Origin of the sequence: Streptomyces sp. NPDC015532, from assembly GCF_043078065.1 — a bacterium.
In the GTDB taxonomy this organism is placed as follows: Bacteria; Actinomycetota; Actinomycetes; order Streptomycetales; family Streptomycetaceae; genus Streptomyces.
Genome location: NZ_JBIBSY010000003.1, coordinates 404,821 through 417,063, shown reverse-complemented (window position 1 = coordinate 417,063; position 12,243 = coordinate 404,821). Strand labels below are relative to the sequence as shown.

At 71.8% G+C, this 12,243-nt stretch carries 9 protein-coding genes; 2 read left to right on the top strand and 7 right to left on the bottom strand.

The features are described 5' to 3' along the window. Positions 1 to 13 precede the first annotated feature (13 nt). The gene (locus ACF07B_RS13070; RefSeq protein WP_392178997.1) at positions 14 to 1,663 is read left to right on the top strand and encodes an aromatic amino acid ammonia-lyase; all 1,650 of its coding nucleotides are present in this window, start codon (positions 14 to 16) and stop codon (positions 1,661 to 1,663) included. A gap of 87 nt (positions 1,664 to 1,750) precedes the next feature. Beyond that, positions 1,751 to 3,445 (top strand): serine/threonine-protein kinase, encoded by a 1,695-nt coding sequence (locus ACF07B_RS13065; RefSeq protein ID WP_392178996.1) that lies wholly within the window; start codon positions 1,751 to 1,753, stop codon positions 3,443 to 3,445. A 57-nt stretch (positions 3,446 to 3,502) separates the two neighbouring features. On the opposite strand, the gene ACF07B_RS13060 is transcribed toward ACF07B_RS13065, so the two are convergent. From ACF07B_RS13060 to ACF07B_RS13030, 7 genes are all read right to left on the bottom strand, one after another. Further along, positions 3,503 to 3,889, bottom strand: a complete 387-nt coding sequence (locus tag ACF07B_RS13060) for a hypothetical protein (RefSeq protein ID WP_392178995.1) — start codon at positions 3,887 to 3,889, stop codon at positions 3,503 to 3,505. Between the two features lie 107 nt (positions 3,890 to 3,996). Further along, complete coding sequence (gene oxc, locus ACF07B_RS13055) at positions 3,997 to 5,745, bottom strand: oxalyl-CoA decarboxylase (RefSeq protein WP_392178994.1); 1,749 nt, start codon at positions 5,743 to 5,745, stop codon at positions 3,997 to 3,999. Positions 5,746 to 5,910: 165 nt separating this feature from the next. Further along, positions 5,911 to 6,843, bottom strand: a complete 933-nt coding sequence (locus tag ACF07B_RS13050; RefSeq protein ID WP_392178993.1) for a LysR family transcriptional regulator — start codon at positions 6,841 to 6,843, stop codon at positions 5,911 to 5,913. A 42-nt stretch (positions 6,844 to 6,885) separates the two neighbouring features. Further along, complete coding sequence (locus ACF07B_RS13045) at positions 6,886 to 7,098, bottom strand: formate dehydrogenase subunit delta (RefSeq protein WP_369483807.1); 213 nt, start codon at positions 7,096 to 7,098, stop codon at positions 6,886 to 6,888. Position 7,099: 1 nt separating this feature from the next. Next, positions 7,100 to 9,970 carry a formate dehydrogenase subunit alpha gene (gene fdhF / locus ACF07B_RS13040; RefSeq protein WP_392178992.1) on the bottom strand — a complete coding sequence of 957 codons (2,871 nt, stop codon included), beginning with the start codon at positions 9,968 to 9,970 and terminating at the stop codon, positions 7,100 to 7,102. Continuing rightward, positions 9,967 to 11,622 carry a formate dehydrogenase beta subunit gene (locus ACF07B_RS13035; protein WP_392179202.1) on the bottom strand — a complete coding sequence of 552 codons (1,656 nt, stop codon included), beginning with the start codon at positions 11,620 to 11,622 and terminating at the stop codon, positions 9,967 to 9,969. Before ACF07B_RS13035 ends, fdhF begins: the two co-directional genes overlap by 4 nt. A gap of 101 nt (positions 11,623 to 11,723) precedes the next feature. Then, on the bottom strand, positions 11,724 to 12,203 hold the full coding sequence (locus tag ACF07B_RS13030) for an NAD(P)H-dependent oxidoreductase subunit E (RefSeq protein WP_392178991.1): 480 nt from the start codon (positions 12,201 to 12,203) through the stop codon (positions 11,724 to 11,726). Positions 12,204 to 12,243 lie beyond the last annotated feature (40 nt).

Below are 12,243 nucleotides of genomic sequence, written 5' to 3'. Positions count from 1 at the left end.
GTGAACGACCGTCATGCTCGACCGCACGGCCCGCACAGCCCCCGGCACCCCGGCCGCCGACCGCCCTGCCTCCGTGAGCGCGCCGCCCGGTGTCGTCCTCGACGGCCGGGGCCTCGACGCCGCCACGGTGGCCCGGATCGCCGATGAGGCGACCCCGCTCTCCCTGTGCCCGGCGGCGCTCGACGCGATGGAGCACACCCGTCGGGCGGCCCAGCGCCTGGCCGCCGAGGGTGCCCGCGTCTACGGACGCAGCACCGGCGTGGGAGCGCACCGGGGACTCGCGGTCGAGGAGCACGACGGCGCGGGCCACGACCTGCGGCTGCTGCTGAGCCACGCGGGCGGCGCGGGCGAGGCCCTGCCGGCCCGCCTGGTCCGCGCGATGATGGCGGTCCGCGCGAATCAGCTCCTGGCCGGCGGTTCGGGGCTGGGCCCCGAGATCCCCGCGGCCGTCGCGCAGGCGCTGCGAGCGGGACTGCATCCCCGGGTGCTGGAGTACGGCTCCGTGGGCACCGGTGATCTGACGGCCCTGGCCCGGCTGGGACTCGCGCTCTTCGGCCACGACACCTGGACACGGGACCGGACGGTTTCGGAAAGCCTGGTCGCCGACGACCCGTCGCCCGAGAGCCCGCGGCCCGAAAGGCTGCTCGCCGGGGCTTCGCTCCCCGAGCGCCTTCTCCTGCAACGCGGGGACGCGCTGGCCCTGTTGAGCAGCAATGCCCTCACCCTCGGTGAGTCCGCTCTCGCCTGGCACGACCTCGGGATCCCGCTGCGTGCCGCACACGCCGTGGCCGCGCTCGCCCTGCACGCGGTGGACGGCTCCCTCGAACCGTACGCACCGGAGGTCCACACGGCCCCCGCCCACCCGGCGATCGCACAGGTGGCGGCACGCGTCCGGTGGCTGCTCGGCACCGCGACCGGTGGGGACCCGGGTGTACCGGGGCTGCCGGACAGCGCACCGGCACGGGTGCAGGACCCCTTCGGCTTCCGGTGCTTCCCGCAGGCCCACGGCCCCGCGATGGAGGCGTGGTCCGGCCTGGACCGGGTGCTGTCCATCGACCTCAACTCCGCCGCCGAGAACCCCCTCATCGGCTGGGACGGCATCACGGGCGATCCCGTCGCCCGGCATCACGGCGGCTTCTTCACCGCACCGCTCACTCTCGCGCTCGACCAGCTCGCCCTCGCCGTGCTCGGCACGGCCCGGCTCTCGGCGGCGCGGCTGTCCGCCCTGGGCCGCCCCGAACTGACGGGACTGCGCTCCTACTTGGCCGACGCCTCCTCGGCCGGGTCCGGGATGATGATCCTGGAGTACAGCGCCGCCTCGGCCCTCGCGGAGATTCAGGCGTGCGCCACCCCGGCCTCGCTGGGGCATGTCGTGCTGTCCCAGGGCCTGGAGGAGGCGGCGACCTTCGCACCCCAGGCCGCCCGCAAGGCGCTGCGGGCGGCGCAGGCGTACCGCCTGGTCGTAGCCTGCGAACTCGTCTCCGCCGTAAGGGCGTTGCGGCTGAGGGGTACTCCGCCCGCGCCCGGCACCCCGGCGGGCCGCGCCTACGCCCGCGCGGCTGCGGCGCTGGACCCGGACATGCGGGACCGCCCGCTCACCGGCGACGTGACCGTGGCCGCGGCCCTGCTGGACGGATTCGCCGAACTCGCGGACGAGGCGTGAGCGCCCGCACGGCTGGGCTAGAGTCGGCGCGGTCCCCGGCCGGAGCTTCTGCCGTGGGTGGGCTGTGCGTTGGGGGATGACGGCACCATGCGGTACGAGCACGTGGAACTCTCCGGGTACGAGATCCAGGGGATCCTCGGCCGGGGCGGCTTCGCCACGGTCTACCGGGCGCACCAGGTGGCGGTGGGCCGGGAAGTCGCGCTGAAGGTCGACAGCAGGGTGCTGGACTCGGACCGCGACCGGCAGCGCTTCCTGCGCGAGGTCACCGCCGCGGGCCGGCTGTCCGGGCATCCGCACGTCGTCCCGGTCTACGACGCGGGTGTCCTCGGCGACGACCGCCCGTACATGGTCATGGAGCTGTGTCCGGGCGGCTCGCTCGGCGAGCGTCTGCACCGCCATGGACCGCTCGCCGTCAAGGAGGCCCGGGACATCGGGCTCGGCATCGCCGACGCCCTGGCAGCGGCGCACGCCTCCGGGGTGCTGCACCGTGACATCAAGCCGGGCAACATCATGGTCAACCGGTACGGCACCGCCGCCCTCACCGACTTCGGACTGGCCGCCATGCCCAGGCCCGGACGGGACCTGTCGGTGACGCGCGAGGCGCTCACCCCGGCGTACGCGCCGCCCGAGGCCTTCCACCTGGCCGAGCCCACGACGACGGGCGACGTCTACTCGCTCGCCGCGACGCTCTACGCCCTCCTGCGGGGCCGCCCGCCGCACCATCCCGACGACGGCACCCAGCTCACTCTCGCGGAGCTCATCGTCCGGCACACCTGGCCCTACGCCGACCTGCCGAACGTGCCGAACGCCCTCAACGCGGTGCTCAGACAGGCCCTGGAGACGGATCCGGCCTCTCGGACACAGGACGCGTCATCATTGCGGGACGCCCTGGCGGCCGTCGACGTCGACAGCGCCGTACAGGGTGCGTTCGGGTCGGTACCCCGTACGGCCACCACCCTTCCCGCCCACCGGGACACGCCTTCCACGTCCTCCACCCCTCCCCCACCGCCCTCGGACCCGCGGGTTCCGGGGCCTGCGCGGCCGGACGGCCGAGCCGGCAGGGCATGCGGGAACGGCCGGCCTCGGGCCGACGGCGGGCGGACGGAGGACGGTCACGGCCGGCCCGCCGCCGCTGGAGAGGCGAGCACGGTGGCCCAACCGGCGACGCTCGGGTCCTCACGGTGGCGTCCCGGCCTGATCGGCGTGGTGGCGGCCGTGATCTCGGTGAGCGTGTCCGTCACCTGGGTGGTCCATGAGTACGGGTCGCCGGGCGGCCCCGGCTCCTCGGCGAGCGGGTCCCCGACCCCCGGCACCTCGGACACCGCCTCGCCGGGCGCGGGCGCGGCCTTCGGCGGCGCACGGACCACGCGAAGCGGCTGCGCAGCCGCCGACGTCGAAGGGGTGGGCGGCCGCTGTGTCACGACCCCGGAGTGCTGGAGCGGCATCACCGACATCTCGGGAACGATCACCGTCAGCCGCGCCGACTGTCACGTCTCACACGTGTGGCAGACCTTCGCCATCGCCCCGCTGCCCAAGGACGGGACGACGTACAACGCGAGGGATCTCGTCAGGCATCCCGACGTCAGGGCGCTGTGTTCCCAGCAGGTCCTGCGTGACTCCCTCACGTCGACGAGCCGTTCGGACGCCACCCGCTGGGACGTGGACGTCCTGCCGCCGACCGCCCCGCAATGGGCGGAGGGGCTACGGGTGTTCCGCTGCGTCGCCGCGGCGATCACGCCCGACGGCGAGACCACCGGCAGCCACTTCGGCACGAGCGGCTGACCTCGCGCGGGCCGGAACGGGCTGTGCCAGGACGGGGATTCAGGCCACCGGGCGGTCTCACCCGGCCCGGCTCAGCAGCCACTGCCAGCGCCCGCGCTCCGTCACACAGGTCGCGGCGGCCAGCACGGTGACGGGAACCGCCGCCCAGGCGGGCCAGGCGAGCCACGAGAACACCACCGCCGCGACGAGTTGAAGCAGTACCAGCACCACGGTCACCCAACCCGGCACCGGCACAAGGACGTTGGACTTGTCCCCCGGGGTGGCGAAGACGGTCGGCAGACCGATGAGCAGCACCACGGAAGCCACGGCGAGCAGCCACGAACGGTCGGCCAGGGCCCAGGGCGTGGCCACCCAGGCCACGATCTCCGTCGCGAAGCGGAACACGGACGGCAGACGGTCGTCGGGGCGTCCCGACGCGTTCGTTCCGAGAGCGGTATCGGTCACCGCGAAACGATCCCACGCCGGACCCCGGATCACCAGCGGCCGACGACTCCACCCAGCCGCCATCGTGCCGGTGCCGGAACCAGGTGTCCGGGTGGGGAGTTCGGGGCTCACCTGGTCGGCGTGATGTTGCCGCCCGTGATGCCCTTCGGGTTCAGGTGGGCTATGTGGCCGCTCTCGGTTCCGGCGGAGGGGTCGATGACGCAGTCGATGAGCGCCGGGCCGCCGGAGGCCAGGGCCTCGGTGAGCGCCGCCGTGACCTCGGCCGGAGTCGTCGCGCGGTAGCCCTTGCCGCCGAACGCCTCGATCATCCGGTCGTGGCGGGCCGCGAGCATCAGGGTGGTCGGGGACGGCGCGTCGCCGAGGGGGTTGACGTCGTCGCCGCGGTACACACCGCCGTTGTTCATGACGACCGTGACGACGGGCAGCCTGTACCGGCAGATCGTCTCCAGTTCCATTCCGCTGAAGCCGAAGGCGCTGTCGCCCTCGACGGCGACGACCGGGTCGCCGCTCTCGACGGCGGCGGCGATCGCGTAGCCCATGCCGATGCCCATGACACCCCAGGTACCGCTGTCGAGGCGGTGCCGCGGTGCGTGCATGTCGATGACGTTGCGCGCGATGTCCAGCGCGTTCGCGCCCTCGTTGACGATGTACGTCTCCGGGCGCTCGCGCACGACGTCGCGCACGGCCTTCAGCGCGCCCATGAACTGCATGGGGTGCGGATCGGCCTTCAGCCGCTCCGCCATCTTCGCGACGTTCTGTGCCGACCGCGCGCCCAGTTCCGCCCGCCAGGCGGCGGGGGCCGCGATCCGGCCGGGCTTGGCGCGCTCGGCGATCGCCTCCAGCACCGACTCGATGTCGCCGACGAGCGGGGCCGCGATGGGCTGGTTGCTGTCCATCTCCCTGGCCTCGATGTCGACGTGGATGAACCGGGCGTCCGGGTTCCACTGCGGCGCCTCACCGTGGTTCAGCAGCCAGTTGAGGCGGGCGCCGACGAGCATCACGACGTCGGCCTTCTTCAGGGCCAGCGAACGGGCGGTGGCCGCCGACTGCGGGTGGTCGTCCGGCAGCAGGCCCTTGGCCATCGACATCGGGATGAACGGGATGCCGGTGGACTCCACGAACTCGCGGACGCGTTCGTCGGCCTGCGCGTACGCGGCGCCCTTGCCGAGCACGAGCAGCGGGCGTTCGGCGCCCGCGAGCAGGTCGACGGCCCGGTCCACCGCCTCGGGCGCCGGGAACTGTCGCGGCGCGGGGTCGACGAGGCGGCTCAGTGTCCTCGCGCCCGCCCGCGCGTCCATGATGGAGCCGAGGACCGCGGCGGGGATGTCGAGATACACGCCCCCCGGGCGCCCCGAGACGGCGGTGCGCAGGGCGCGGGCGATGCCCCGGCCGATGTCCTCCACGCGGCTCACCCGGTAGGCGGCCTTGCAGAACGGCTGCGCGGCGGCGAGCTGGTCCATCTCCTCGTAGTCGCCCTGCCTGAGGTCGACCAGGTGCCGCTCGCTGGAGCCGGAGATCTGCACCATGGGGAAGCAGTTGGTGGTGGCGTTGGCCAGCGCGACCAGACCGTTGAGGAATCCCGGCGCGGACACGGTCAGGCAGATGCCGGGCCTCTTGGTGAGAAAGCCGGCGGCCGCCGCCGCGTGACCCGCGTTGCTCTCGTGCCGGAAGCCGATGTAGCGGATGCCCCGTGCCTGCGCGAGGCGGGCCAGGTCGGTGATCGGGATGCCGACGACGCCGTAGACGGTGTCGACGTCGTTCATCCTCAACGCGTCGACGACCAGGTGATACCCGTCGGTGAGCTCGGTCTGCGCGTCGGCGTTCGCCGCGGTCTCCGGCGTCGAGGGAGCGGTCATGGTCCGAGGTCCTCCTTGGGCAGGTCCGGTCGGTACGGCTGCTCCTCCCACCATCGTCAACCCGCTCGCCCGCGTCCAAGACCCATCGGCGACCAGCCGATAAACAGCGTCTATCAAGGGCGGACGGGGACTCCGAACGCCGAAGTCCGGCGGGTCCGGCCGGTCTCAGCGCACCCAGTGCTCGTGCGGCAGGGGCTGTCCGAAGACCTCGTCCAGCGCGAGCCCGGTGGCGGCGTTCACGAAGGCACGCGCGGCGACCGAACCAGGCGTCCCCGCGTGGATCGCCACCGACACCTGGGCGCCCGCCTCCGGGTCGACCAGCGGCAGCGCGCGCGTCCTGCCGATCACCGGCATGGCGCGCAGCCAGGTGTGCGGAACGATGCTGGCCCACGCGCCGCCGCCGACGTGCGCGTAGAGCGCGGCGATGGAGTCGGTCTCCACCTGGGGCGTCACCACACATCCCTTCTCCGCGAAGACGTCGTCGATGAGCCGGCGGATGCGCATGTCGGGGGTCAGCAGGGCGAGCGGGAGCTGGGCCGCCTCCGCCCAGGTCATGGCGCCGGCCTGGGACATGAGCTGGTCGTCGGCGACCAGGAGCATGTACCTCTCCTCGTAGAGGGGGACGACCTGAAGACCTTCACGGTCGCCCGGATCGAAGTGGGCGATGGCGACGTCGAGCTCGAAGTCCCTTATCTGTCGGTGGAGTTCGTCCGTCGACAGCCGGGAGCGGACCTGGACCTTGGCGAGCGGGTGCGCCGCGCAGAAAGCGGCCACGGGCATCGCCAGGGTCGTCGAGGCCGTGGGGTCCGTCCCGAGGCGGAGTGTCCCCGTGATGCCCGACTGCACGGCGGCCACCTCGGCCTTGAACGCGTCCTGTTCGGCGAGGATCCGCTTGGCCCACACGACGAGCCGTTCCCCTTCGGGCGTGAGGCCCTGGTAGGTGTGGCCGCGGTTGATGAGCGTGACGTTCAACTCCCGCTCCAGCTTGGCGATGGCCGCCGACAGCGCGGGCTGCGAGACGTAACAGGTCCCCGCGGCCCGCGCGAAGTGCCGCTCCCTGGCGACCGCCACGAAGTACTCCAACTGCCGGAACAGCATCCACGCCCCCTCTTCCGCTTCCTGCCTCGTGCGGGCCTTCGTTCAGCGCATGAGCCGCACCGCCGCTATCACCAGCGGATGCAGGCCGTCGGCTCCGGCGTCGGCGTACGCGAGGAGCCGGGACCGCATGCGTGGGTCCCAGAAGCGGCCGATGTGACCGGCGATGGCCTCGGCGGCCGACTCCTCCGGCAGGTGACCGAGGTTCATGGCGATGTCGTTCGCCATCCGGCGCTCGGGAGGCACGGTCGCCGTCATCTCAGTCCACCACCGTGAGGACGTCGTCGGCGTCCGGCCGCGGCGTCTCGTCCCCGGCGCGTACGGACCCCTCGCCCCGGGCCCGCCGCGATGTCCCGTCGCCGTGCCCGAGCGGATGGGCGAGCCCGACCTGGACCGCGGTCACCTTGTACTCGGGGCAGTTGGTCGCCCAGTCCGAGTTCTCGGTGGTGACCACGTTGGCACCGGTCACCGGGTGGTGGAACGTGGTGTAGACGACGCCGGCCGGCATCCGGTCGGAGATCTCCGCCCGCAGTGTCGTCCGCCCGACCCGGCTGGCCAGCGTCACCATCGCTCCGTCGGTGATACCGCGGACCTCGGCGTCGTGCGGGTGCAGTTCCAGGATGTCCTCCGGATGCCAGGCGACATTGCCGGTACGGCGGGTCTGCGCGCCGACGTTGTACTGGCTGAGGATGCGCCCGGTGGTGAGCACCAGCGGGAAACGCCGGGTGCTGCGCTCGTTGGTCGGCACGTACGCGGTGACGACGAACCGGCCCTTGCCGCGCACGAAGGCGTCGACGTGCATCACCGGTGTCCCCCCGGGAGCGGCGTCGTTGCACGGCCACTGCACACTGCCCAGTTTGTCGAGCAGGTCGAAGGACACTCCCGTGAACGTCGGCGTGACCGCAGCGATCTCGTCCATGATCCGGCCGGGATGGTCGTACGCCATCGGGTAGCCCATGGCGGTGGCGATGTCGCACACGATCTGCCACTCGTGCCTTCCCGTCTTCGGCTTCATCACCGCGCGCACCCGGTTGATCCGGCGTTCGGCGTTGGTGAACGTGCCGTCCTTCTCCAGGAAGGACGCGCCGGGCAGGAAGACATGCGCGAACCTGGCCGTCTCGTTGAGGAACAGGTCCTGCACGACGACGAGTTCCATCGCTTCGAGCGCGGCGGTGACGTGCTGGAGGTTGGGGTCGGACTGCGCGATGTCCTCGCCGTGCACGAACAGGCCGCGGAAGGTCCCGTCGATCGCGGCGTCGAACATGTTGGGGATGCGCAGTCCGGGTTCGGCGAGGAGGGTGCCGCCCCACAGGTTCTCGAACACCTCGCGGACGGCGTCGTCGGACACATGGCGGTAGCCGGGCAGTTCGTGCGGGAAGGAGCCCATGTCGCAGGAGCCCTGGACGTTGTTCTGGCCGCGCAGCGGGTTGACCCCGACGCCGTCGCGGCCGATGTTGCCGCACGCCATCGCGAGGTTGGCCATTCCCATGACCATGGTCGAACCCTGGCTGTGCTCGGTGACGCCGAGGCCGTAGTAGATGGCACCGTTGGGTGCCGTCGCGTACAGGCGTGCGGCGGCGCGCAGTTGGGCGGCGGGGACGCCGCTGACCTCCTCGGTGGCCTCCGGGCTGTTCTCTGGCCGGGCGACGAACTCCGCCCACGCGTCGAACCCTTCGCACCGGGCGTCCACGAAGGACCGGTCGACCAGTCCCTCGGTGACGACGACATGGGCCATGGCGTTGACGACGGCGACATTGGTGCTGGGCCGGAGCTGAAGGTGGTGCGCGGCCTCGATGTGCGGTGAGCGCACCAGGTCGATGCGGCGGGGGTCGACGACGATCAGCCGCGCGCCCTCGCGCAGGCGTCGTTTCATGCGGGAGGCGAACACCGGGTGTCCGTCGGTTGGGTTGGCCCCGATCACCACGATGACGTCGGCCTCCGCCACGGAGCGGAAGTCCTGGGTTCCGGCCGATTCTCCGAAGGTCTGCTTGAGTCCGTACCCGGTCGGCGAGTGGCAGACGCGGGCGCAGGTGTCCACGTTGTTGTTGCCGAACGCGGCGCGCACCAGCTTCTGGACGACGTACACCTCCTCGTTGGTGCACCGCGACGAGGAGATCGCGCCGATCGATCCCGACCCGTGCCGGCGCTGGATGTCCCGCATCCGCCGGGCGACCGTACCGATGGCCTCGTCCCACCCGGCCTCGCGCCAGGGGTCGGTGATCCTGTCACGGACCATGGGCTTGAGCACCCGGTCGGGGTGGGTGGCGTATCCGAAGGCGAAGCGGCCCTTCACGCAGGAGTGCCCCTCGTTGGCGCCGCCGTCCTTGTACGGCACCATGCGCACGAGTTCGTCGCCGCGCAGCTCGGCCTTGAAGGAGCAGCCGACCCCGCAGTAGGCGCAGGTGGTGACCACCGAGCGGGTCGGCATGCCGAGTTCGACCACCGACTTCTCCTGGAGCGTGGAGGTCGGGCAGGCCTGGACGCAGGCCCCGCAGGAGACACACTCGGAGTCCATGAACGTCTCCGCGGCGCCGGGCGAGACCTTGGAGTCGAAGCCGCGCCCCTCGATGGTGAGCGCGAACGTGCCCTGCACCTCGCCACAGGCGCGCACGCAGCGCGAGCAGGCGATGCATTTGGACGGGTCGAAGTCGAAGTAGGGGTTGGAGGTGTCCTTCTCGGCTTCGAGGTGGTTCTCGCCCTCGTAGCCGTACCGCACCTGCCGCAGACCCACCACGCCCGCCATGTCCTGGAGTTCGCAGTCGCCGTTGGCTGGGCAGGTGAGACAGTCGAGCGGATGGTCGGAGATGTACAGCTCCATGACACCCTGGCGGAGCTTCTCCACCTTCGGTGTCTGGGTCCGCACCGTCATCCCGTCCGCCACCGGAGTGGTGCAGGAGGCCGGGGTGCCGCGCCGGCCGTCGATCTGCACCACGCACAGCCGGCAGGAGCCGAACGGCTCCAGGCTGTCGGTGGCACACAGTTTGGGTATGTCGACTCCGGCGAGCGCGGCGGCGCGCATCACCGAGGTGCCCTCGGGGACGGTCACCGCAAGCCCGTCGACCTCGACCGTCACCGTGGCCTCGCCGGGCCGTTCCGGGGTTCCGAAGTCAGGTTCCTTGAGCAGTGTCATGACGTGGCCTCCCTCCTCGCGCCGCTCGGCTGCCGGGAGTTGGCCTCCTGGCCGGTGTCGCGAGCGAGGAAGTCGTCAGGGAAGTGGGTGAGGGCGCTCCGTACGGGCATCGGGGTCAGCCCGCCCATCGCGCACAGCGAGCCGTCGGTCATCAGGTCGCACAGGTCTTCCAGGAGCGCCAGGTTCTCGTCCCGGTGCCGGCCGGCCACGATCTTGTCGATGACCTCGACACCGCGTACCGAACCGACCCTGCACGGCGTGCACTTGCCGCAGGACTCCGCGGCGCAGAACTCCATCGCGAAGCGGGCCTGGGCGGCCATGTCGACGCTGTCGTCGAAGACGACGACACCTCCGTGGCCGACCATCGCGCCGGCCTCCGCGAAGGCCTCGTAGTCCATCGGCAGATCGAACATCGACGTCGGCAGATAGGCGCCGAGCGGTCCACCGACCTGAACCGTGCGCACCGGCCGCCCGGAGAACGTGCCGCCGCCGTAGTCCTCGACCAGTTCGCGCAGGGTGACGCCGAACGCGGTCTCGACGATGCCGCCGCGCGCGATGTTGCCTCCGAGCTGGAAGACCTGGGTGCCGCGCGAGCGTCCGACACCGAGTTCCTCGTAGGCCCGCGCGCCGGACGCGAGCACGACGGGGACGGTCGCGAGGGTGAGCACGTTGTTCACCACGGTCGGTCTGCCGAACAGGCCCTCGATCGCCGGGATCGGGGGTTTGGCGCGGACCATGCCGCGCTTGCCCTCCAGGCTCTCCAGCATGGAGGTCTCCTCGCCGCAGATGTACGCGCCGCCGCCGACGCGGACGTGCAGGTCGAAGTAGAGCGCGGAACCGAGAATGCCTTCGCCGAGCCAGCCGTGTTCACGTGCGATGCCGATCGCGGCCCGCATGGTGGCCACCGCGTCCGGGTACTCCGAGCGGATGTAGAGGTAGCCCTCGCGCGCGCCGACCGCGTACGCGGCGATGGTCATGCCTTCGATGAGCATGAAGGGGTCGCCCTCCATGACCATCCGGTCGGCGAAGGTACCGCTGTCGCCCTCGTCGGCGTTGCAGCAGACGAACTTCAGGTCGTCCGTGCAGTCGAGCACCGTCTTCCATTTGACGCCGGCGGGGAATCCCGCGCCGCCCCGGCCGCGCAGACCGGACGCGGTGACCTCGGCGACCACGTCCGCGGGCGGGCGTTCCAGCGCGGCGCGCAGCCCGGCGAGGCCGCCGTGCGCCAGGTAGTCGTCCGTGGACAGCGGGTCGGTGACACCGATCCGGGCGAAGGTGACCCGGTTCTGCCGGGCCAGCCACGGGAGTTGGTCCACGACACCGATCCGCAGCGGATGGTCGGCGCCGTCGAGCATGCCGGAGGCGAGCAGGTCCTCGACGTCGGCCGGGGCCACGGGTCCGTATCCGACGCGTCCGTGCGGGGTCACCACCTCGACGAGGGGTTCCAGCCAGAGCAGGCCGCGTGAGCCGTTGCGTACGACGTCGAGGGCGAAGTCGCCACGTAGGGCGGCCTGTCGCAGGGCGTCCGCTACCTCGTCGGCGCCGACGGACCGGGCCGCCGAGTCGCGGGGGACGTAGACGGTGGCCTTGGGGTGCGTCGCGTCGTCGACCTCATCGCTCACGACGGGAAGGCCGGCCTCGTCGCTCACCATCGGAGGACCGGCCTCTTCGCTCACCATCGGAGGACCGGCCTCTTCGCTCAACACCGGAAGGCCGGCTTCGTCGCTCAGCACGGGAAGGTCGGCCTCGCCCCTCACGATGAGACCTCCCCGTTCAGTATCGAGCCCAGCCGGGCAGGTCCGACGCGTCCGTACAGCCGGCCGTTCACCTCGACCGAGGGGCCCAGGGCGCAGTTGCCGAGGCAGAAGACCTGCTCGACCGTGACCGCGCCGTCCGCGCTCGTCTCCCCGAGCGCCAGTCCGGCCTCGCGGACGTAGGTCACCAGGCCGTCGGCGCCGAGCGCCTGGCAGGCCTCGGCCCGGCAGACGCGCACGGCGACGCGTCCGGCCGGTTCCGCGCGGAAGTCGTGGTAGAAGGTCACCACTCCGTGGACGTCCGCCCGGGAGAGGTTGAACTCGTCGGCGAGCACGGGAATCGCCTCCTTGGGCACACACCCCAACTCGGCCTGTACCGCGTGCAGTACGGGCAGGAGCGCGCCGCGCTGATCCCGATGGACGGCCGCCGCCGTCCGGACCACGCCTTCGACCGTCATGTCACTCACGCTGGCCGTCATGATCGCTCCGCCTTCCGTCGTGCGGGTCCCCGGCGATGCG

Coding starts and splice junctions, on each gene's coding strand:
- ACF07B_RS13070 (WP_392178997.1), top strand. CDS start 14: ATGCTCGACCGCACGGCCCGCACAGCCCCCGGCACCCCGGCCGCCGAC.
- ACF07B_RS13065 (WP_392178996.1), top strand. CDS start 1,751: ATGCGGTACGAGCACGTGGAACTCTCCGGGTACGAGATCCAGGGGATC.
- oxc (WP_392178994.1), bottom strand. CDS start 5,745: ATGACCGCTCCCTCGACGCCGGAGACCGCGGCGAACGCCGACGCGCAG.
- ACF07B_RS13050 (WP_392178993.1), bottom strand. CDS start 6,843: ATGCTGTTCCGGCAGTTGGAGTACTTCGTGGCGGTCGCCAGGGAGCGG.
- ACF07B_RS13045 (WP_369483807.1), bottom strand. CDS start 7,098: ATGACGGCGACCGTGCCTCCCGAGCGCCGGATGGCGAACGACATCGCC.
- fdhF (WP_392178992.1), bottom strand. CDS start 9,970: ATGACACTGCTCAAGGAACCTGACTTCGGAACCCCGGAACGGCCCGGC.
- ACF07B_RS13035 (WP_392179202.1), bottom strand. CDS start 11,622: ATGGTGAGCGACGAGGCCGGCCTTCCCGTCGTGAGCGATGAGGTCGAC.
- ACF07B_RS13030 (WP_392178991.1), bottom strand. CDS start 12,203: ATGACGGCCAGCGTGAGTGACATGACGGTCGAAGGCGTGGTCCGGACG.